17 protein-coding genes and 1 riboswitch are annotated in these 20506 nt (G+C 66.7%); of the genes, 10 read left to right on the top strand and 7 right to left on the bottom strand.

Annotated elements, in window-relative coordinates; translation table 11 throughout:
* Positions 1-491: 491 nt before the first annotated feature.
* From AC5P5W_RS05400 to AC5P5W_RS05390, 3 genes are all read left to right on the top strand, one after another.
* Positions 492-1355 (top strand): pirin family protein, encoded by an 864-nt coding sequence (locus AC5P5W_RS05400; RefSeq protein ID WP_005410608.1) that lies wholly within the window; start codon positions 492-494, stop codon positions 1353-1355.
* A 121-nt stretch (positions 1356-1476) separates the two neighbouring features.
* The gene (gene aqpZ, locus AC5P5W_RS05395; RefSeq protein ID WP_053496518.1) at positions 1477-2196 is read left to right on the top strand and encodes an aquaporin Z; all 720 of its coding nucleotides are present in this window, start codon (positions 1477-1479) and stop codon (positions 2194-2196) included.
* A gap of 197 nt (positions 2197-2393) precedes the next feature.
* On the top strand, positions 2394-2852 hold the full coding sequence (locus AC5P5W_RS05390) for a hypothetical protein (RefSeq protein ID WP_014648004.1): 459 nt from the start codon (positions 2394-2396) through the stop codon (positions 2850-2852).
* Between the two features lie 128 nt (positions 2853-2980).
* Here the strand turns inward: AC5P5W_RS05390 and AC5P5W_RS05385 are convergent, their stop codons facing one another.
* On the bottom strand, positions 2981-3832 hold the full coding sequence (locus AC5P5W_RS05385) for a pirin family protein (protein ID WP_014648005.1): 852 nt from the start codon (positions 3830-3832) through the stop codon (positions 2981-2983).
* 215 nt (positions 3833-4047) lie between these two features.
* Here AC5P5W_RS05385 and AC5P5W_RS05380 point away from each other — a divergent pair, with 215 nt between their 5' ends.
* Positions 4048-6129, top strand: a complete 2082-nt coding sequence (locus AC5P5W_RS05380; RefSeq protein WP_014648006.1) for a carbon starvation CstA family protein — start codon at positions 4048-4050, stop codon at positions 6127-6129.
* Positions 6129-6353 (top strand): YbdD/YjiX family protein, encoded by a 225-nt coding sequence (locus tag AC5P5W_RS05375; protein WP_032958992.1) that lies wholly within the window; start codon positions 6129-6131, stop codon positions 6351-6353. Before AC5P5W_RS05380 ends, AC5P5W_RS05375 begins: the two co-directional genes overlap by 1 nt.
* A 117-nt stretch (positions 6354-6470) precedes the next feature.
* On the opposite strand, the gene AC5P5W_RS05370 is transcribed toward AC5P5W_RS05375, so the two are convergent.
* Positions 6471-7721 (bottom strand): DUF819 family protein, encoded by a 1251-nt coding sequence (locus tag AC5P5W_RS05370; protein WP_053496043.1) that lies wholly within the window; start codon positions 7719-7721, stop codon positions 6471-6473.
* Between the two features lie 158 nt (positions 7722-7879).
* On the opposite strand from AC5P5W_RS05370, the gene AC5P5W_RS05365 reads away from it, so the two are divergent.
* Positions 7880-8269: a VOC family protein gene (locus AC5P5W_RS05365; RefSeq protein ID WP_197575492.1), complete on the top strand. Its 390-nt coding sequence runs from the start codon at positions 7880-7882 to the stop codon at positions 8267-8269.
* 86 nt (positions 8270-8355) lie between these two features.
* On the opposite strand, the gene AC5P5W_RS05360 is transcribed toward AC5P5W_RS05365, so the two are convergent.
* Positions 8356-9642 (bottom strand): sensor histidine kinase, encoded by a 1287-nt coding sequence (locus AC5P5W_RS05360; protein WP_032958989.1) that lies wholly within the window; start codon positions 9640-9642, stop codon positions 8356-8358.
* Positions 9629-10342, bottom strand: a complete 714-nt coding sequence (locus AC5P5W_RS05355) for a response regulator transcription factor (protein WP_014648011.1) — start codon at positions 10340-10342, stop codon at positions 9629-9631. The genes AC5P5W_RS05360 and AC5P5W_RS05355 overlap by 14 nt, the downstream gene beginning before the upstream one ends.
* Positions 10343-10473: 131 nt before the next feature.
* On the opposite strand from AC5P5W_RS05355, the gene AC5P5W_RS05350 reads away from it, so the two are divergent.
* The 4 genes from AC5P5W_RS05350 (at position 10474) to AC5P5W_RS05335 (ending at position 17258) form a co-directional block, all read left to right on the top strand.
* The gene (locus tag AC5P5W_RS05350; protein ID WP_197575494.1) at positions 10474-12177 is read left to right on the top strand and encodes an ArnT family glycosyltransferase; all 1704 of its coding nucleotides are present in this window, start codon (positions 10474-10476) and stop codon (positions 12175-12177) included.
* Positions 12178-12288: 111 nt separating this feature from the next.
* Positions 12289-13056: a phosphatase PAP2 family protein gene (locus tag AC5P5W_RS05345; protein ID WP_197575496.1), complete on the top strand. Its 768-nt coding sequence runs from the start codon at positions 12289-12291 to the stop codon at positions 13054-13056.
* Complete coding sequence (locus tag AC5P5W_RS05340; protein ID WP_075075619.1) at positions 13053-14702, top strand: phosphoethanolamine transferase; 1650 nt, start codon at positions 13053-13055, stop codon at positions 14700-14702. The genes AC5P5W_RS05345 and AC5P5W_RS05340 overlap by 4 nt, the downstream gene beginning before the upstream one ends.
* Before the next feature lie 591 nt (positions 14703-15293).
* Entirely contained in the window at positions 15294-17258 is a 1965-nt protein-coding gene (locus tag AC5P5W_RS05335; RefSeq protein WP_075077156.1) for a M2 family metallopeptidase, read from the top strand.
* A gap of 120 nt (positions 17259-17378) precedes the next feature.
* Here AC5P5W_RS05335 and AC5P5W_RS05330 read toward each other — a convergent pair whose 3' ends face one another.
* The 3 genes from AC5P5W_RS05330 to AC5P5W_RS05320 form a co-directional block, all read right to left on the bottom strand.
* Positions 17379-17771 carry a hypothetical protein gene (locus tag AC5P5W_RS05330; RefSeq protein ID WP_197574708.1) on the bottom strand — a complete coding sequence of 131 codons (393 nt, stop codon included), beginning with the start codon at positions 17769-17771 and terminating at the stop codon, positions 17379-17381.
* A 68-nt stretch (positions 17772-17839) separates the two neighbouring features.
* The gene (locus AC5P5W_RS05325) at positions 17840-18733 is read right to left on the bottom strand and encodes a siderophore-interacting protein (RefSeq protein WP_032960029.1); all 894 of its coding nucleotides are present in this window, start codon (positions 18731-18733) and stop codon (positions 17840-17842) included.
* 140 nt (positions 18734-18873) lie between these two features.
* Positions 18874-20100: a multidrug effflux MFS transporter gene (locus AC5P5W_RS05320; protein ID WP_032960036.1), complete on the bottom strand. Its 1227-nt coding sequence runs from the start codon at positions 20098-20100 to the stop codon at positions 18874-18876.
* A gap of 298 nt (positions 20101-20398) precedes the next feature.
* Positions 20399-20501: riboswitch (glycine riboswitch) on the top strand.
* The last annotated feature ends 5 nt before the right edge of the window (positions 20502-20506 follow it).

Genomic DNA, 20506 nt, shown 5'->3' with positions numbered 1-20506 from the left:
CACCCAGACAGTTTCCCGGTGACGGTTGCTGAACTGCGATGGCTGGTAGGTGTCGACCTTGGTCGACACCAGGAGCGAAGCGACCGGCGTTTGATTTTGATTTTCTTTTTTCTTCTCCGTGGCTGGACGCACACGGAAACTGTCAGAGGCCGGGCGGGTGGGTGGCGCAGGACCGTTGGCGCCATGGATGGCGCCATCGAGCCCCCATGGGTGAGGGCGCTTTGCTTGCGAAGCACTGCTTTGCAAGCGCCCGAACGCCCAGCCGCCGGCGGCTGGGCCGGACCGCGGAGCGGGGTTTACGGCGTGTCCTGCGCCACCCACCCGCCCGGCCAAGCGCGGCTTCTGCTTTTGCTTCTGCCTTCAGCGACCAAGCAACCAGCCACGAGGGGCTGCGCCGTTGGCTGGAACACCCTGTTACCCATACGGGGCATGTGCCCGTCACAGCTGCATGCGATGCTCACCACCTGATCCCTGCCAGCGAGAACGCCCGCATGACCACCATCATCGCCCCGCGCGTGCACGACATCGGCGGCCTGGAAGTCCGTCGCGCCGTCCCCACCCTGCAGGCGCGCAGCATCGGCTCGTTCGTGTTCGTCGACCAGATGGGCCCGGCACTCATGCACCCCGGCACCGCCATCGACGTGCGCCCGCATCCGCATATCGGCCTGGCCACCGTCACCTACCTGTGGTCGGGCGCGATCGGCCACCGCGACACGCTGGGTTCGGATCAGGTGATCCGTCCCGGTGACGTCAACTGGATGACCGCCGGCCGCGGTATCGCCCATTCCGAGCGCACGCCGCAGCCGGACCGCGATCACGACAACCCGATCCACGGCATGCAGACCTGGGTCGCGCTGCCGAAGTCGCATGAAGAGATCGAGCCGGCGTTCTACCACCATGCCGCTGCCACCCTGCCCGAGCAGCGTCGCAACGGCGCGTGGCTGCGGGTCATCGCCGGCCGTGCGTACGGCGAGGAATCGCCGGTGAAGGTGTTCGCCGACACCCTCAACGTGGCAATCGATCTCGACCCCGATGCGGAAATCGATATCGACGACGGCCACCGAGAGCGCGCGTTGTACATCCTCGAGGGCGACGCGCAGCTGGATGGCGTGGATATTCCCGCGCAGCACCTGGTGATCCCCGAAGCCGGTGCACGCGGCCGCCTGCGCGCGAAGACGCCGGTGAAGGCGATGCTGTTCGGTGGCGAGCCGCTGGATGGCCCGCGCCACCTGTGGTGGAACTTCGTGTCGAGCTCGAAGGAGCGCATCGAGCAGGCCAAGCACGACTGGGAAGCCGGCCGCTTCGGCACCATTCCGGGCGACGACAAGGAATTCATCCCACTTCCGCAGTACTGAACATCGCGTGTTGCACACATCTGAAGGTGTATCCCTGCACCCGGCGTTGACGCTACAGTCACCCGCTGATCATTGAAATGTGACATAAATCACACTTTCGGCCGTCAAAGGAGTGCAACACATGAGCATGGGTAAACGCTTGTCCGCCGAGTTCCTCGGCACGTTCTGGCTGGTTCTGGGTGGCTGTGGCAGTGCGGTGCTGGCCGCCAAGTTCGGTGGCGACGGCAATCCGCTGGGTATCGGTTTCCTCGGCGTGGCGCTGGCCTTCGGCCTGACCGTGGTGACCGGCGCCTATGCGTTCGGCCATATCTCCGGCGCGCACTTCAACCCGGCAGTCAGCGTCGGGCTGTGGGCCGGTGGTCGTTTCCCGACCAGGGATCTGGTGCCCTACATCATCGCCCAGGTTGCCGGCGGCCTGCTGGCCGGCTTCATCCTGCTGCAGATCGCCTCCGGCGCCAGTGGCTTCGCCATCGATGGCAGCCAGGCGGGTGCGTTCGCCAGCAATGGCTATGGCGCGCTGTCGCCCGGCGGCTACAGCGTGGCAGCCGCCTTCCTGTGCGAAGTGGTGCTGACGGCGGTGTTCCTGATCGTGATCATGGGTTCCACCCACGGCAAGGCACCGGCCGGTTTCGCCCCGCTGGCGATCGGCCTGTCGCTGACCCTGATCCACCTGATCAGCATTCCGGTCACCAACACCTCGGTGAACCCGGCCCGCTCCACCGCCGTGGCCTTCTTTGCCGGCAGCGGCGCAGTCAGCCAGCTGTGGCTGTTCTGGGTCGCTCCCCTGCTGGGCGGCGCGATCGGCGGCCTGATCTACAAGTGGATCGGCAGCGACCGCTGATCCACGCGGCTCCCATTGCGGCCCACCCTCGGCCGCAATGGTTACGTCTGCAACCGCGAATTGTGCGATTGCTCACGTTCCGTTAAGGTTGAGTTGACCGTCCGTGCACATGCCGGATGGGGCGGCATCCGGGGATGGGATGCCACGGCCGCCGGCCCTGCTGGCGGAGCCAAACAACTCATCACCTTGGGGGATGCATGAAGTTCGTGCCTGTCATCTTGTCGAGCCTGCTGTTCGCTGCGGCCCAGGCCGCCGCGCAGGCGCCGTCCGAATGTCCTTCGCTGCCAGCCAGCAGCGGCCTGCAGTGGCAGCAGCAGGTGCAGGCCGATTTCCTGGTCTGCCGCGCCAGCACCCCTGATGGCCGCGAAGTACTGAGCCTGATGCTCAGCGCGCGTGACCCCGCCATTCCGCTGAGCCGCTCGCTGCGCCAGGAAAAAGGCAGCTTCGGCGGTGAATCGCTGTACTGGTACCAGCCCGACCTGGGCGGCCAGCAACCGCCGGGTTACGCCGAACGGCGCATCAGCGTGGTCAAGATCGACAAAGGGCGTTACGCGCAGATTGCGCTGTATCCGGACAGCGCGCAGGAGCTGAGCTCACTGCAGCAGCTGGCGCAGGGCATGAGCCTGACCCCTTCGGCCGTGGCCGCCGGGCGCTGAAGGTGACGGGGATGACTGCCTGGCAGCATCCCCGCAATGCACCTCGATCGGCAGGTAGTGCCGGCCGCCGGCCGGCAAACCCTTCGGTCCTGATCAAAAGCAGGTGCCGGCCGGCGGCCGGCACTACCTCAGAACCTGCCTTCCTGGAAATCGACGAAGGCCTGCATCAGTTCCTGCCGCGTGTTCATCACGAACGGGCCGTGCCGCATCACCGGCTCGCGCAACGGACGGCCGGCCACCAGGATCAGCCGCGCGCCTTCGCTGCCAGCCGAAACATGCAGCTGTTCGCCGCCGCCCAGCACCGCCAGCTCCTGGCGCGCAACATCACGGGCGGCGTCCTGTTCACCCACCGTCAGTCCGCCTTCAAATACATAGGCAAAGGCGTTGTGGCCTTCCGGCAGCGTGTAAGTCCAGGCCCGGTCGGGCGCCAACGTGATGTCGAGATACAGCGGCTCGGTAGCCGGCTGCACGATCGGGCCGCGGGTGCCGTCGACCGAGCCGGCGATCACCTTCACTTCCACGCCGGCTGCCGGCTGCACCACGGGAATGCGCTCGGGCGCGAACTCCTGGTACTTCGGCTCGGTCATCTTCTCCTTCGCCGGCAGGTTCACCCACAGCTGGAATCCACGCATCTGCCCGCTTTCCTGCTCGGGCATCTCCGAGTGCACCAGGCCGCGGCCAGCGGTCATCCACTGCACGCTGCCCGGGGTCAACAGGCCTTCGTTGCCATGGTTGTCGCGATGCCGCATGCGTCCGTCGAGCATGTAGGTGACGGTCTCGAAACCGCGGTGCGGGTGTTCCGGGAAGCCGGCGATGTAGTCCTCGGCCCGGTCGGTGCCGAATTCATCGAGCAGCAGGAACGGGTCCAGGTCCGGCAGCGTCGGGCCGCCGATGACGCGGGTCAGGCGCACGCCGGCACCGTCGGAGGTGGGCATGCCACGGATGGTGCGCAGCACGCGGACCGGTTCGGGAAGGCTCATGGCGACTCCTGTGGGATGGATGCCCCTGAAGATGGACGCCACATGGCCGTACGCCAATGGATGGCACCGCAACCAATTGTTCCATCCCTGATGTTGGCTGCACGTCAGCGCCACCGTCGTACGACCAAAGTACTACCGCCGATTCGTCCTGTGCCAATTGACCCTGTCGTGGGCAAGCAGGACTCTTTGACTGTCTTTCCGGGAGAGAGCACCTCATGAAAGGGTTTTCCAAACTGGGCTGGGCGGCACTCGCCCTGCTCGGCGCATTCTGTCTGGGCACCGTCGCCCTGCGCCGCGGCGAGCACATCAACGCACTGTGGATCGTGGTGGCCGCGGTCTCGCTGTACCTGGTCGCCTACCGCTTCTACAGCCTGTTCATCGCCAACAAGGTGATGCAGCTGGATCCGACCCGGGCCACCCCGGCGGTGATCAACAACGATGGCCTGGACTACGTGCCGACCAACAAGCACGTGCTGTTCGGCCACCACTTCGCCGCCATTGCCGGCGCCGGCCCGCTGGTCGGCCCGGTGCTGGCCGCGCAGATGGGCTACCTGCCCGGCCTGCTGTGGCTGGTGGTGGGCGTGGTACTGGCCGGCGCAGTGCAGGACTTCATGGTGCTGTTCCTGTCCAGCCGTCGCAACGGCCGCTCGCTGGGTGACCTGGTGCGCGAGGAGATGGGCCAGGTACCCGGCACCATCGCCCTGTTCGGTGCGTTCCTGATCATGATCATCATCCTGGCGGTGCTGGCGATGGTGGTGGTCAAGGCGCTGGCCGAAAGCCCGTGGGGCATGTTCACGGTGATCGCGACGATGCCCATCGCGATCCTGATGGGCGTGTACATGCGCTACATCCGCCCCGGCAGGATCGGCGAGATTTCGGTGGTTGGCCTGATCCTGCTGCTGGCCGCGATCTGGTACGGCGGCAAGGTCGCCGCCGACCCGGTGTGGGGGCCGGCGTTCACCTTCACCGGCACCCAGATCACCTGGATGCTGATCGGCTACGGCTTCGTCGCCTCGGTGCTGCCGGTGTGGCTGCTGCTGGCCCCGCGCGACTACCTGTCGACCTTCCTCAAGATCGGCACCATCATCGCGCTGGCCATCGGCATCCTGGTGGTGATGCCGGAACTGAAGATGCCGGCGCTGACCCAGTTCGCCGCCAGCGGTGATGGCCCGGTGTGGAAGGGCGGCATGTTCCCCTTCCTGTTCATCACCATCGCCTGCGGTGCGGTCTCCGGTTTCCACGCACTGATCTCCTCCGGCACCACGCCGAAGCTGCTGGCCAATGAAGCGCACATGCGCTACATCGGCTACGGCGGCATGCTGATGGAATCGTTCGTGGCGGTGATGGCGCTGGTGGCGGCCTCGATCATCGATCCGGGCATCTACTTCGCGATGAACAGCCCGGCCGCCGTGATCGGTGCCGATGCAGCCTCGGCGGCGCACTACATCACCAACACCTGGGGCTTCACCATTACCCCCGAGCAGTTGACCGCGACCGCGGCCGCCATTGGTGAACCGACCATCCTGCACCGCGCCGGTGGTGCACCGACGCTGGCGGTAGGCATCGCGCAGATCCTGCACGAAGCGATTCCCAGTGGCAGCGACGCGATGATGGCGTTCTGGTACCACTTCGCGATCCTGTTCGAAGCCTTGTTCATCCTGACCGCGGTGGACGCCGGTACCCGCGCCGGGCGCTTCATGCTGCAGGACCTGCTGGGCAACTTCGTGCCGGCCCTGAAGAAGACCGAGTCGTGGACCGCCAACATCATCGGTACCGCCGGCTGCGTGGCGCTGTGGGGCTACCTGCTCTACACCGGCGTGGTCGATCCGTTCGGCGGCATCCAGACGCTGTGGCCGCTGTTCGGCATCTCCAACCAGATGCTGGCTGGCATCGCGCTGATGCTGGGCACGGTGGTGCTGTTCAAGATGAAGCGTGACCGCTATGCGTGGGTCACTGCGGTACCGGCGGTGTGGCTGCTGATCTGCACCACCTACGCCGGCTTCATCAAGATCTTCGACAGCAACCCGGCGCAGGGTTTCCTGGCGCAGGCACACAAGTTCCAGGCCGCGCTCGCCAGCGATACGATCACTGCACCGGCCAAGTCGGTGGCGCAGATGAAGCAGATCGTGGTCAACGCCTACGTCAACACCGGCCTGACCGCGCTGTTCCTGCTGGTGGTCGGCGCGGTGCTGGTGTATTCGATCAAGACCATCCTGGCGGCACGCCGCAACCCGCAGCGCAGCGACCGCGAGACCCCGTACGTGGCGCTGAAGCCGCATGAAATGGTGGATCTGTGATGAGCACGCAACTGGTTCCCGCCGGCCAGTACCAGGCGCACCGCCGCATCTGGCGGCGCCTGGTGCAGACCGCACGACTGTGCTGTGGCATTCCTGATTACGACAATTACGTCCGGCACATGCTGGATAAGCACCCGGACCAGGAGCCGATGGACTACAAGACGTTCTTCCGCGAGCGCCAGGAAGCGCGTTACGGCGGGCGCAACGGCGGGCGCTGCTGCTGAGGGCCAGGCCTGCCTTTCAGCAGGCAAAAGAAAGCCGAGCGCGGGCTCGGCTCTACACGGGCAGAGCGGGTTCGCGGCGCACGCCGCGAACCCGCAACAGGATCGTCCGGCCAGGACTCAGGCGCCGGCCATCCACTTCAGAATCAGGCCGGTGACATACGCCAGCCCGGTGCCGGTGGCATAGCCCACCGTACCCAGCAGCACGCCCACCGGCGCCAGCGTCGGATGGAAGGCTGCGGCCACCACGGGGGCCGAGGCGGCCGCGCCGATGTTGCCCTGCGAACCGATCGCGAAGAAGAACAGCGGCGCGCGCAGCAGCTTGGCTACCCCCCACAGCACCAGCACGTGCGTGGCCATCCAGATCGCGCCAAGCAGGAACAGCCACGGCCGATCCAGCAGCGACAGCAGGTTCATCTGCATGCCGATGCAGGCGATCAGGAAGTACAGGAACACCGTGCCCAGCCGCGAAGCGCCTGCGGCTTCCAGCCGGCGCGCACGGGTGAAGCTCAGGCCCAGGCCCATCGCCGTGGACAGCAGGATCACCCAGACGAACTGGCTGTCGAGGCTGAACTGGCTGGCCCAGCTGACATTGGCCTTGAACCAGCCCGACAACGGCGCGGCGATGGCATGGGCCAGGCCGACGCCACCCAATGCCACGCCAACGATCACCATCAGGTCGGTCATGCTGGGAATGCGCGCGTTCTGTGCCTCGTAGGCGCTGATGCGTGCCTTCATCTCGTCGATGGCGCGGGTGTCGGCACCGTTGCGGGTATCGATCTGCTGCGCGCGGTTGGCCAAAAACAGCAGGATCGCCATCCACAGGCTGGCGCAGGCCACGTCGACCACCGCGAACTGGCCAAAGGTGGTGGCATCGGTGCCGAACACCTCGCGCATGGCCACCATGTTGGCGCCGCCACCGATCCAGCTGCCGGCCAGCGCGGCCATGCCGGCCCAGGTATCACCGGCCACCGTTTCCGGATGGATCAGCTTCATCAGCTGGAACGAGACGATGGCGCCGAGCATGATGCCGGCGGTACCGGCGCAGAACACGATCAGCAGCTTTGGGCCGAGCTTGATGACGCCTTTCAGGTCGATCGACAGTGTCAGCAGGACCAGCGCAGCGGGCAGCAGCACGTCGCGCGCGACCGGGTTGTACAGCGAGGTGTTGTGGCCATCGATGACACCGGCGGTGTTGTAGATGGCGGGGATGAAGTAGCACAGCAGCAGTGCCGGCACCCAGGCGAAGATCTTCTTCAACAACGGGGTCGGACCACTGGCGGCCCAGAAGATCAGGGCCAGGGTGGCGGCAATCAGGCCCAGTCCAACGATGTCGTTGCTGATCAGGGCGGTAGCGGGTTCGGTCGGCATGGGATCCTCTGTCGATCGAAAGAGCGGAGAAAAAAAAGCGCCGCATGGAGCGGCGCAGGTCGAGATTAACATTGTCTTCACGCCTGGTCATGCTGCGCTGCTTGTCGCCTTCCCCTGCATTGACGACGATTACGGCATCACCGTTGTGGAGCAGGCCCATGCAGCTTGGTGCGTTCTCTGTCAGCCTGTCCGTGAAGGACCTGGCCGCCTCCCGCGCGTTCCACGAAGCCTTCGGGTTCTCGGTCACCGGTGGCGATCCCACGCAGAACTGGCTGGTAATGCGCAGCAACGGCACGGTCATCGGGCTGTTCCAGGGCATGTTCGAGGGCAACCTGCTGACCTTCAACCCCGGCTGGGACCAGCACAGGCAGGAGCTGCCCCACTTCCAGGATGTGCGTGAACTGCAGGCGGAACTGGATGCCAAGGGCATCGAACTGGCAGTCCGCACTGACCCCGATGGCCAGGGGACCGGCTACCTGCAGCTGGCCGATCCCGACGGCAACGTGATCCTGATCGACCAGCACGTGGCGCGGCCGAACGGGCGGTAATGCGAACAGCCATTGCGTGGGTAGGCGTCGACCTTGGTCGACGGGCCGCATGCCAACCAAGGTTGGCATCTACCAGGACGGCCGGATCAGGCCGGGCGCGAGGCACTGAAATCGAGCGTGACACGCGTTCCGCGCGGTTCGCAGGGCTGCAGCTGCAGGGTCCAGCCCAGGTGTTCGCACAGCCGCGCGATCAGGTCCAGGCCGATGCCGCTGCCACGATCGGCGCGTCCGCCACGGGCCATGCGCGCGTGGATGGCGGCAATCTCCTCCGGGCTCATGCCATGCCCTGGGTCCTGCAGCGTCAGCACCGCCGACGCACTCAGCTGCAGCTCGATATGGCCGCGGCCGCTGTTCTCGATGGCATTGCGCAGCAGGTTGCCGATCGCCGCCTGCACCACTGCCATCGGCGCAACGATATCCACCGGCGCCGCCTGGATGCCGATGCTCAGGTCCTTGTCACCGAGCAGGTGGCGATGGTCGTCGACGATCTCCGGCAGCAGCTGGTCCAGGGCGATGCGCTCGGCACGCGCGGCCAGGCGTGCCGGATCACGCGCCAGCACCAGCAGCAGCTCGATCAGCTGCTCCACGCTCTGCGCTGTGCGCAACACCCGCTGCATCTGCTGGCGGGCGCGCTCGGGCAGGCCCGGTTGCTCCAGCGCGAGCTCGGCAGCACCGGTCATCACCGCGATCGGCGTGCGCAGTTCGTGGCTGGCGGTGCTGATGAAGACCCGCTCGCGCTCGACGAACTGCTCGTTGCGGTCCAGATAGTCGTTCAACGCACCGGCGATGGTATGCAGCTCAGCGCTGCCGCGCGGATCGACTTCGATACGCTGGCCCTGCACGCCCGGCCGCAGCCCGGCAATGTGCTGTGCCAGCAGGCTCAACGGACGCACCATCCGCTCCATGCCGAACGACGCCATCAGCACGGTGACGAAGATCATGATCACCCCGGCCAGCATCACCCAGCGCGTGGCGAACTGTTCCAGGTCATGGAAATCGGAGATGTCCAGCGCCAGCGCCACCCGTCCCATCGACTGCGTTTCACGGACCATCACCGCCGTCTCGCGGCCCTTGACCATCACTCCGTCATGCAACCCAGGATGCAGGGAGCGCAGGCTCTCTGGCAGATTGACTGCGTCAAAGCGGTACAGGCTCAGCGTGTCCGAGTCCTGCCAGCGATAGTGAGGTTCGTGCTCGACATGCTCGACGATGCTGTCCAGTTCGGAATTGAGCAGCGCGCGCCACGCGGCGTGCTCGGCGTGTTCGTGCACGTAGTTGCCGACACTGAACACTGCAATCGACAGCAGTGCCAGGTACCCGAGCAACCACCACACCACCCGCCGGTACAGCGGCCCCGGCTTACGCGCCCTCATCAGCATTCCTGCCTGCGTCGGCAGCGTCCATCAGCGCCAACCGATAGCCCACCCGCGGCAGCGTATGGATCAGCTTGTCGGCAAACGGGCCGTCGACGCTGCGGCGCAGCTCGTAGACATGCGAGCGCAGCAGATCGCCATCCGGTGGCTCGTCGCCCCACAGGGCGAACTCCAGCTGCTGGCGGGTGACCGCACCGGGGCTGGCGCGCATCAGCACTTCCAGCAGCTTGCGGCAGGCCGGGTACAGGTGCAGCACCTGGCCACCACGCTGGGCTTCCAGGGTCGCCAGGTCCAGCACCAGGTCGCCCACCTGCAGGCGCTTGCGCGGATTGCGGCCCTGCGCGCGCAGCAGCAGCGCCTCCAGCCGCACTTCCAGCTCGGGCAGGGCGAACGGCTTGGTCAGGTAGTCGTCGGCACCGGCGCGGAAGCCGGCGATCTTGTCCGGCAGCTCGTCGCGCGCGGTCAGCATGATCACCGGCACCTCCGACGCGTGCTCGGCGCGCAGGCGACGCAGCACCTCCGGCCCCTCCATGCGCGGCAGCATCCAGTCCAGGATCACCGCATCGTAGGGGTGGCTGCCTGCCAGGTGCAGGCCGGTGATGCCATCCGGGGCCACGTCGAGCACGTGCCCGCGCGACTCGAAATAGTCGAACAGGTTGGCCACCAGCTGGCGGTTGTCCTCGATCACCAACAGACGCATGCACGAAAGATCCACGGAAGTTCGTACCATGGTAGCGCCGACCATGTCGGAATGCGGTCGCCCTGCGCCCGCTCCGACGCCTTTCCTACCCCAGCCACGTCAGAGTGGCGGTTTTGCTCCCGGAGCCTGCCGTGCCCGTAGCCCTGCCCCGCCATTGGCGCCTGCCCCTGTTGTGGCTGCTGATCATCGCCGCGTTGGCCGCCGGTATCGGCCTGCGCCAGCCGCAGCCGCCGGACGAGCCGCGCTTCGTGCTGGCGGCCCGTACCATGGTCGAAAGTGGGGAATGGCTGCTGCCGCACCGGGGCGTGGAGCTGTACGCGGAGAAGCCGCCGGTCTTCATGTGGCTGCAGGCGGCCGCTTACGAGGTGGTCGGCAGCTGGCAATGGTCGTTCCTGCTGCCGTCGCTGCTGGGCGCCCTGCTCAGCCTGTGGCTGGTGTCGGACCTGGCACGGCGGCTGTGGTCGCCGCGGCATTCCCTGTACGCCCTCGCGGCGCTGTTCTGCACCCTGCAGTTCGGCCTGATGGCCAAGCGCGCGCAGATCGACATGGTGCTGGTCGGCATGACCACGGTGGCCCTGTGGGGATTGATGCGCCACCTGTGCGAGCGCCGCAACCTGCCCGCGCTGTGGCTGGCCGGTTTCGCCGCTGGCCTCGGCACGGTGACCAAGGGCGTGGGGTTCCTGCCGCTGCTGATGGTGCTGCCGTGGTTCGGCTGGTGGCTGTACCAGCGCCGCCGCGGGCGCAGCGTGGACGGTCCGCACCCGGCAACGCTGCTGTGGCTGATCCCGGCCTTCCTGCTGGGCGTGGCGGTGTGGCTTGCCCCGCTGGGCTGGGCATTGCTGCATGAGCCCAGCGCGTCCCTGCAGTCCTACGCCCACGAACTGCTGTTCAAGCAGACCGGCACCCGCTACGCCAACGCCTGGCACCACCGCCAGCCGGTCTGGTACTACCTGCAGGTGATCCTGACCTTGTGGCTGCCGGGCAGCCTGTTGCTGCCGATGCTGTTCAAACCCTGGTGGCGCCGCATCCGCCGTGGTGACTGCCGGCAATGGCTGCTGTTGGGCTGGGCGCTGCTGGTGCTGGTGTTCTTCAGTGCCAGCCCCGGCAAGCGCGAGGTCTATGTGCTGCCAATGCTGCCGGCGATGGCGCTGGCGGTGGCCCCGCTGTTGCCTGGCCTGCTGCGACGGCTTTGCGTGCGGCGCTACCTGTTCGGCTACACCGTGGTGCTGATGCTGGCCACCGGCGTGCTCGGCGTGATGCTGATGACCGAACATCCGTGGGCCCTGGCGCAGCTGGAACGGCGGGCGATGCCCGATTCGCTGCTGCCGGTGCTGGGAGATGGCCTGCTGACCTTTGCCATTGCCCTGGCCACGTTGATCGTGTGGCTGCGGGTGCGACGTGCCGCAACGCTGGTGTTGCTGACCCACGGCATGCTGTGGATGCTCTACGGCCTGGTGCTGATCTCGGCGCTGGATCCGTACGCATCAGCGTCGGCGGTGATGCGCCGGGTGGGCGCGCGGATCGGCCCGGACGCGGAGCTGGCACTGGTCGCCTGGCGCGAACAGAACCTGCTGCAGGCAGATCGGCCGGTGCGCGAGTTCGGCTTCAAGCGCCCCTGGGCCGAACAATGGCATGACGCCGGCCCGTGGCTGGCCGAGGCGCCGGGCAAGCGCTGGGTGCTGGTGCTGGACGATGCGATGAGCCCCTGCGTGGACCCGGCGAAGGTGATCGACATCGGCATTGCCAACAGGAATCGTTGGCAACTGCTTCCCGGTACGGCCTGGGACCCGAAGTGCCACGCCGAGCGCACCGGATCGACCGCCGAAGAAGACTGAACGGTGACGCGCGCCGGGGACTCATTAACCCGGCGCGAACGGGCGTCCGACCCTTCTCCGACATCGAGGTGACGAGCATGAGCGCGGATTCCCGAACCGCCCCTTCCCAGCATGCCCGTTCGTCCCATTGATGCGGCAGCGCCGCTTGCGACATCACCACTGGCGTCAAGATTCGCCGTAACTCACTTCTGGCTGCCTGTCGCAATCGGTCTGCCCGTGTTTACGCTGCTGATGGGTTTCGGCGGTGATCAATGGGTGGCCGATCACCTGTTCCGCCTCGAAGGTGGCCACTGGGCGTTGCAGGACGCCTGGGTCACCCGCACGGTGGTGCACAAGGCCGGCAAGTGGCTGAGCACGTCGGCGGCGCTGGTCGCGATCCTGTTGTGCGTGCACCACTGGCGCAAGAGGGGCGATCGCACCCTGCGATGGGCGCTGCTTTATGTCGTAATTGGCATGGCGCTGGGTACGGGCGTGATCTCCCTGCTGAAGACCCTGGTGCCGATGGAATGTCCCTGGGACCTGCTGCGCTATGGTGGCCATCAGCCCTATATCGGGCTTTTCACGCAGCGCCCGGCCGGCATGGCCGCACAGGCCTGCTTCCCTGCCGGCCACGCCAGCGCAGGCTATGCGTGGCTGTGCCTGTACTATTTCGCCCTGCTGTGGCGCCCGTCGTGGCGCTGGGCAGGCTTGTGGATCGGCCTCGGCACCGGCCTGGTGTTCGGCATCGGCCAGCAGCTGCGCGGCGCGCATTTCCTTTCGCATGACGTTGCCACCGCGTTGATATGTTGGCTGCTGTCACTCGGCCTGTACCTGATCGTCAAAGGCATCCTGATCCGCCCTCAGCTGGACCGTCCCAACCGCCAGGAGGCAAACGCATGAGTGCATCGGTCCAACGCCCCGCCCGCGCTTCTGCGCTGGCGGGTCTTCGCCACTGGCGGCCACAGCTGTCCACCGAAGCACTGATCGCGTTCACCAGCCTGTTCTTCGCGGTGGCCGGCAACGGCCTGTTCTGGCACAGCGCGATGGCCAGCCATCCGGGCAGCCTGCGCTACGCGCTGTCGCTGCTGCTGTTGCTGCTGGGTGCGCACGGCGTGCTGCTGGGCATCCTGGTCTGGCGCTGGAACGCCAAAGTGGTGATCAGCCTGCTGCTGCTGGTGACCGCATTCGCCGCACACTACATGAGCCGCTACCACATCTACCTGGATGCGGACATGCTGCGCAACGTGCTGGCGACCGACCCCAAGGAAAGCCGCGAGCTGATGACGGTATCGCTGCTGTGGCCGGTACTGCTGCTGGCAGTGCTGCCGATGGTGGTGCTGTGGCGCGTGCAGCTGCGCCGCCGCAGCTGGGGCCGCAGCCTGCTCTGGCGCGTCGGCTTCCTGGTGGTGGCGGCAGTGACGGCTGTCGGCGGCGCGTTGATCTCGTTCCAGGATGTCTCGGCACTGATGCGCAACCAGCGTGAAGTGCGCTATCTCGCGACACCGGCCAATGTCCTGTTGGGCATGCCGCGTGCATTGCGTGGCGACAATCCGGTGCAGCGCGCGCCGAAGCTGCCGATCGGCACCGATGCCAAGGCCACCCCGCGCGCGCCGGCCAGCAAGCCGCGCCTGCTGGTGATCGTCATGGGCGAGACCGTGCGTGCGCAGAACTGGGGGCTCAACGGTGGCCGCAACACCACCCCGGAACTGGCGCAGGCCAGCGTGATCAATTTCCCGGACATGCATTCGTGCGGCACCAGCACCGAGGTTTCGTTGCCGTGCCTGTTCTCGCCGTGGGGCCGCCATGACTACGACGAGAAGAAGATCCGCGCGCACCAGTCGCTGCTGCACGTATTGAACCGTGCCGGCATCGCACCGTTGTGGCGTGACAACCAGTCCGGCTGCAAGGGCGTGTGCGAAGGCCTGGACTTCCAGTCGCTGTCCGATGCCACCACGCCGGGCCTGTGCGCCGATGGCCGCTGCATGGACGAGATCCTGCTGCAGGACCTGGCCACCCAGGTACGCGCCAGGCCCGGCGACCGGGTGGTGGTGCTGCACCAGCTGGGCAACCACGGTCCGGCCTACTTCGAGCGCTATCCGCCCGCATTCCGCCGTTTCACCCCGACCTGCGATACCCGTGACATTGGCCGTTGCTCGCGCGAAGAGATCACCAACAGCTACGACAATGCCGTGCTGTACACCGATCACTTCCTGACAAAGACCATCGGCACGCTGCAGGGCATGCAGGATTACGACACGGCGATGATCTACCTGTCCGACCACGGCGAGTCGCTGGGCGAGAAGGGCCTGTTCCTGCACGGCGTGCCCTACGCCATCGCCCCGGCCGAGCAGACCCGGGTACCGATGACGATGTGGTTCTCGCCAGGCTTCGCCAGCAGCCGTGGGCTGGACCTGCAGTGCGTGCGCAAGCGTTCGGCGGCGTATACCGACCATGACAACCTGTTCCCGTCGGTGCTGGGCCTGATGCAGGTGAAGACCTCGCTGTACGAACGCGACCGCGACGTGTTCGCCAACTGCGAGAGTTGAGGAGTGTTCGGCAGGGCTTGCAGCCCTGCACCTGCAGGGGCAACGGCCGAAGCAACAGCAACAGCGTGCATTCCGTGGGATGGTGGAGTGGGTCCGGTGGCGGGAGACGCCGTAAACCCATCCTTGGGGGCTTGGCCGCGGCATCCATGCCGCGGACACTCCCGCCACCGGACCCACCCCGCCTTCGACAGTTTTCCGCGATCTGTTGGACATGCCGATGGGGTCGGATCCGTTTTCCGTAGGAAAACGGATCCGACCCCATTTTGATTGTCGATATCTGACAGATGTGTCGACCAAGGTCGACACCTACCGACAGCACACGGAATCTGTCAGAGGTGGGGCGGTGTCGGAGTGCGGGGTGTCAGCCGCATGGATGCGGCTGCCAAGCCTACACGGACGTACTTGCGGCGTCCCCGCACTCCGACACCGCCCCGCCAAACCACGGATAGTCCGCTGTTGCTGTTGCTTCGGCTTTGCCGTTTGTTGAAGGCCTCTGCGGGTGCCGGGCGCCGCCCGGCCGACTTCCGCCACTTGCGGAGGCAGCGGCTGCCCACTAGCCTTCGGCCGTCGTTCACCACCCAAGGACCGCCCGTGAAACACCGTCATCTCCTGCTGGCCTCGGCAATCGCCGCCGCCACGCTGGCCCTGGCCGCCTGCAAGAAGGAAGCTGCCCCAGGCACCGATACCGCCAGCAGCAGCGCCCCGGCCGGCGAAACCGCCGACCAGTTCGTGGCCCGCATCAATGCCGAGTTCAAGGCCGCCTACCCGGAGATGACCTCGGCGCAGTGGCTGTCCTCCACCTACATCAATAGTGATTCGGAACGCATCGCGGCCAAGGCCAACGAGCGCTCGCTGACCCAGCTCAACAGCTGGATCGAACAGGCTGCGAAGTTCGACGGCAAGCCGATGAGCGAGGACAGCAAGCGCGCGATCCACCTGCTGAAGCTGATGTCGTCGATGCCGGCACCGCGCGACCCGGCCAAGCTGGCCGAGCTGACCCAGATCGCCACCCGCATGGAAGGCAGCTATGGCGCCGGCAAGTACTGCACCGATGCCAACGATCCGAACTCCTGCCGCCAGCTGGGCGAGCTGGAGCAGGTGCTGGCACGCAGCCGCGACTATGACAAGCAGCTCGACGCCTGGCAGGGCTGGCACAGCACCACCAAGAACATGCGCGGCGACTACCAGAAGTTCGTCGGCCTGGTGAACGAAGGCGCCAAGGGCATGGGCTTCACCGATGCCGGCCAGATGTGGCGCAGCGGCTATGACATGCCGCCGGAGCAGATCGGCCCGGAAACCGACCGCCTGTGGGAACAGGTCAAGCCGATGTACGAGCAGCTGCACTGCTACGCACGCGGCAAGCTGGACAAGACCTACGGCAAGGACAAGGCCGAAGTGGGCAACGGCCTGATCGCCGCGCACCTGCTGGGCAACATGTGGCAGCAGGACTGGTCGAACCTGTGGGACCAGCTGGAACCGTACCCGGGCGCCGGCAGCCTGGACATCACCGCGGCGCTGGAGAAGCAGTACCAGACCAACCTGAGCGCGGCGCTGGCCAAGGCCGGCAAGGACGCCAACGTGGCCGCACAGTACAAGGCGCAGCGCGAGGCCGAACTGCGCACCGCCAAGCAGATGACCGAACGCGCGCAGGACTTCTACGTGTCGCTGGGCATGCCGTCGCTGCCGCAGTCGTACTGGGAACGCACCCAGTTCATCAAGCCCGACGACCGCGACGTGGTCTGCCACGCCAGCGCCTGGGACATGAACATGGAAGGCGACGTGCGCACCAAGATGTGCATCAAGCCGAACGAAGAGAACTTCACCACCATCTACCACGAGCTGGGCCACATCTATTACGACCTGGCCTACAACCCGCTGCCGCCGCTGTTCCAGGGCGGTGCCAACGATGGGTTCCATGAAGCGATCGGCGACACCATCGTGCTGGCGATGACCCCCAAGTACCTCAGCTCGATCGGCCTGGTCGATACGCCGACCGAAAGCCGCGAAGCGGTCATCAACAACCAGATGCGCATGGCGCTGTCGGGCGTGTCGTTCCTGCCGTTCGGGCTGATGATCGACCGCTGGCGCTGGGGTGTGTTCGATGGTTCGATCACCGCCGACAACTACAACAAGGCATGGTGGGACCTGAAGGCCAAGTACCAGGGCGTGGCGCCTGCCAGTACCCGTGGCGAGGAGTTCTTCGATCCGGGCGCGAAGTACCACGTGCCAGGCAACACCCCGTACACCCGCTACTTCCTGGCGCGCATCCTGCAGTTCCAGTTCTACAAGGGCCTGTGCGACGCGGCCGGCTACAAGGGCCCGCTGCATGAGTGCACCTTCTACGGCAACAAGGAAGCCGGCCAGAAATACTGGGCGATGCTGAGCAAGGGTGCCAGCCAGCCGTGGCAGGCCACGCTGAAGGAGCTGACCGGCACCGACAAGCTCGATGCCGGCCCGATGATCGAGTACTTCACGCCGGTCAACGAGTGGCTGAAGCAGCAGAACGAAGGCCAGATGTGCGGCTGGCAGGCCAACGCGGCACCGGCGGCGAAATGAGAAAAGGGGCGGGTCCGCAAGGATCCGCCCCTTCCTGGTAGTGCCAGGCCGCTGGCCGGCAACCACGCGATGAAGACCCCGCGGGCAGCCGGCCAGCGGCCGGCTCTACCGGAATGCCTGTCAGCTGTCCTTCTTCGCCGCCATCGCCGCGGCCAGGTCCGCCTTGAACTCCTCGAAGGTCTGGCCCTTTTCCTTCGCTTCGGCCTGTGCGGCGTCGCGCAGCGCATCGGAGTACATCAGGCGCACCGGCGTGCCGTTGCGCTCGAGCAGTTCACCGGCCTGCATGATCAGCGCCAGTACCTGCGCGGCGGAGTCACTGTGGCCGGCGATACGGCCGTCCATGCCCAGCACCCATTCGCCATCGCGGCGCACGACACCGGCCAGCAGGGTGCGCTGCGCGTCGCGCAGTTCCGCATGCGGCTCCACCGGCGAGGCCTGGGCAGCGGCCTTGTTGGCGGCCTGCTTTTCCTGGCGACGGCGCTGGTCGCGGCGGGTCTTGGAGCTGGTGGACATGGTGCGGTACCGCTGCGAGGGGGGCGCAAGGATAGCGCACCCCGCCCGCCACACCGCTTCACACCCCCTCAGTCCAACACTTTCCCGTGCCGCCAGTAACCCATGAAGGTGATCGTGCGGCGGTCCAGCCCGCACTCGCGGACCAGATGGCGACGGATCGCCATCACCGCTCCCGCCTCGCCTGCCACCCAGGCATACAGCGGCCCGGCCACGCTGGCATCGGCCTGTTCCCAGAGGATCTGCGCGTCGACGTCGATCTCTTCCAGTTCTTCGCCAGCGACCACGCTCGAGGCGGCCAGGCGCGCCTGCACCGCCTGCAACAGAGGCGCCCCGTACGCCGCCTGCCCGCGCGGCAACCAGACCAGCTCGGCCGTGGCCGGCGCCTTCAGGCGAACCGCATCACCGGCCTGCGCCACTTCCAGCAGGGCCAGCGTACGCGGCGGATCCACCCTGGCCGCCAGTTCCTCGAGAATCCCGGCCACTGCCGGCAGCGCGGTCTCGTCAGCCACCAGCAGCACCTGGCCAACGCCGGCCGGCGGCTTCCATTCCCAGCCCTCGCTGCTGTCGGCGCAGTCGGCATCCGGGGCCAGCAGCACCACGCGGTCGCCCGGCCGTGCATGGATGGCCCATCGCGAGGCCGGCCCGGTCTCGCCATGCAGCACGAAATCAACATCGACCTCGCCCTGCTCTGCACGCAGCTGGCGGAGGGTGTAGGTGCGCATCGGCGGGCGCTGATCGTCCGGCAGGGCCCGATAGCGTGGGTACCAGTCCTCGCCGCTGGGGACCTGCGGCGCCTCCTGGCCGGGCAAGGGGAAGAACACCTTGATGCGCTGGTCCGGCCCTCCGGTCGTCATCCGCGCCACGTCGGCACCGGTGAACACCATGCGGTCCAGGGAAGGGGAAAGAACGCGGCGCTCCTTCAGCGCCACCTCGAACAGGCGGTAGGTCTGCTGCGCAGCCATGGGGAACCTCATGCAACGACAGTGGATCGGCTGGCTGTCGTGCACCTGTGCACCGGCTGGCTGGAGTGCCCAGCCTAGTCCGGCGGTTTCCCGCCGCAAGCGTTGCGGGCGCCACGGCCCGCCCTACCCCTGCGCGCTGCTCAGTGACCCGTGCAGGCTGCCTGCGCCGCGCGTTCGCGCCGGTGTTCCCAGTACCAGAACACGAAGCCGGCGCCGAAGAACCCAGCCTGGCCCAACGCCAGGTGCAGCGGGCTGGCGCTGAGCAGCGGCGACACCACGCCGGCCACCACGGTGCTGATCATCAGCTGCACGAAGGCCTGCAGCGACGAGGCCAGGCCGCGCTGGTGCGGGTACATGTCCAGCACCGCCAGCGCCAGGATCGGGAAGATCAGCGCCATGCCCATGCCACCCAGGAAGATCGGCAGCACCGCCCACGGCAGCACGAACTGCGGCGCCAGCGCGACGTAGCCGACGTTCAGCAGCACCGACAGCGCGCACAGGCCGAAACCAATGGATACCTGGCGGGTGGGCGTGGTGTGCCCGGCCATGCGCCCGGACAGGAACGAGCCGGTGGTCATGCCGCCGATGGTGGGGATGAACAGCCAGGCGAAACCACCCTCGCCCAGGTGCAGGTGCTGCATCACGAACACCGGTGCCGAGGAGATGTACAGGAAGATGCCACCGAAACCGATGCTGCCGGCCAGCGCCAGGCGCAGGAAGCGCGGATTGAAACCGATGCGCACGTAATCACGCATCAGCACCCGCGGCGACAACGGAACGCGCGCTTCGAGCGGATGGGTCTCCGGCAGGTAGCGGGCGGTGGCCGCCAGCAGAACCAGTGCGAACACCACCAGGAACCAGAAGATCAGCGGCCAGCCAGCACCGCTGAGCAGGATCCAGCCACCGATGATCGGCGCGATCGCCGGGGCGATGCCGAACAGCATCGACACCTGGCTCATCAGCCGCTGCGCGTCGTGACCGTGGTACAGGTCGCGGATCACCGCGCGGCCGACGATCATGCCGACGCCTGCGGACAGGCCCTGCAGGGCGCGGAACCCCAGCAGCGTGGTCAGATCGGTGGACAGCGCACAGCCGACCGAGGCGCCGACGAACACCACCAGGCCGCCGAGGATCACCCGCTTGCGGCCCCAGGCATCGGACAGCGGGCCGTGTGCCAGGCTCATCAGGCCGTAGAACAGCAGGTACACGCTGATGGTCTGCTGCACCGCCACCTCGTCCACCGCCAGGCGCTGGGCCAGCTGCGGGAACGCGGGGAAGATGGTGTCGATCGAGAACGGACCGAACATGGCCAGGCCGGCGAGCAGCAGGGCCATGCGGCGGGTGGAAGGAGCAACAGCGGCGGTCATGGAGAAGGCGTCCGGCAGGGCCATGCGCGGCACGCACGGCGGCGCCAGTCCCCTGCAGCAGGGACGGCGCCAGATGAATTCGGGTATCCGCCCATCATAGGTGGGGATTGCGCCTGATGCCATGCAGCAGTGCACAAAACGCACGGGCGGGCCATCGGCCATTCAGGCGCCGCGGCCGGGCCCGCAGGCGGCTGGCGCGCCCGCAACGGGCTATAATCGGCGGGCAACACGGTGGGAGAAGCGGAACACCGCTGCCGAAGGCGCAACGCCCGTAATCGCTCAGGCCCGATACCACCCGTAACACAACTCTGGAGAGACCGGTTCGATCCGGCGCCGAAGGGGCACGAAGCCGCGGTTTTCCGCGCTTCCAAACTCTCAGGCAAAAGGACAGAGGGGCGCCCCGCAG

The sequence above is a fragment of the Stenotrophomonas sp. YJH_SMC_123 genome (assembly GCF_059368215.1).
Note: the sequence above shows the minus strand (reverse complement) of the source record. Positions and strands in the feature narration are given on the sequence as shown.

Excerpts from the sequence above, each read along its gene's own strand:
- AC5P5W_RS05320 (WP_032960036.1), bottom strand. The coding sequence starts at position 20,100 with ATGACCGCCGCTGTTGCTCCTTCCACCCGCCGCATGGCCCTGCTGCTC.
- AC5P5W_RS05355 (WP_014648011.1), bottom strand. The coding sequence starts at position 10,342 with ATGCGTCTGTTGGTGATCGAGGACAACCGCCAGCTGGTGGCCAACCTG.
- AC5P5W_RS05385 (WP_014648005.1), bottom strand. The coding sequence starts at position 3,832 with ATGAGCCTTCCCGAACCGGTCCGCGTGCTGCGCACCATCCGTGGCATG.
- AC5P5W_RS05330 (WP_197574708.1), bottom strand. The coding sequence starts at position 17,771 with ATGTCCACCAGCTCCAAGACCCGCCGCGACCAGCGCCGTCGCCAGGAA.
- AC5P5W_RS05370 (WP_053496043.1), bottom strand. The coding sequence starts at position 7,721 with ATGCCGACCGAACCCGCTACCGCCCTGATCAGCAACGACATCGTTGGA.
- AC5P5W_RS05400 (WP_005410608.1), top strand. The coding sequence starts at position 492 with ATGACCACCATCATCGCCCCGCGCGTGCACGACATCGGCGGCCTGGAA.
- AC5P5W_RS05360 (WP_032958989.1), bottom strand. The coding sequence starts at position 9,642 with ATGAGGGCGCGTAAGCCGGGGCCGCTGTACCGGCGGGTGGTGTGGTGG.
- AC5P5W_RS05375 (WP_032958992.1), top strand. The coding sequence starts at position 6,129 with ATGAGCACGCAACTGGTTCCCGCCGGCCAGTACCAGGCGCACCGCCGC.
- aqpZ (WP_053496518.1), top strand. The coding sequence starts at position 1,477 with ATGAGCATGGGTAAACGCTTGTCCGCCGAGTTCCTCGGCACGTTCTGG.
- AC5P5W_RS05365 (WP_197575492.1), top strand. The coding sequence starts at position 7,880 with ATGCAGCTTGGTGCGTTCTCTGTCAGCCTGTCCGTGAAGGACCTGGCC.
- AC5P5W_RS05390 (WP_014648004.1), top strand. The coding sequence starts at position 2,394 with ATGAAGTTCGTGCCTGTCATCTTGTCGAGCCTGCTGTTCGCTGCGGCC.
- AC5P5W_RS05380 (WP_014648006.1), top strand. The coding sequence starts at position 4,048 with ATGAAAGGGTTTTCCAAACTGGGCTGGGCGGCACTCGCCCTGCTCGGC.
- AC5P5W_RS05325 (WP_032960029.1), bottom strand. The coding sequence starts at position 18,733 with ATGGCTGCGCAGCAGACCTACCGCCTGTTCGAGGTGGCGCTGAAGGAG.
- AC5P5W_RS05340 (WP_075075619.1), top strand. The coding sequence starts at position 13,053 with ATGAGTGCATCGGTCCAACGCCCCGCCCGCGCTTCTGCGCTGGCGGGT.
- AC5P5W_RS05345 (WP_197575496.1), top strand. The coding sequence starts at position 12,289 with ATGCCCGTTCGTCCCATTGATGCGGCAGCGCCGCTTGCGACATCACCA.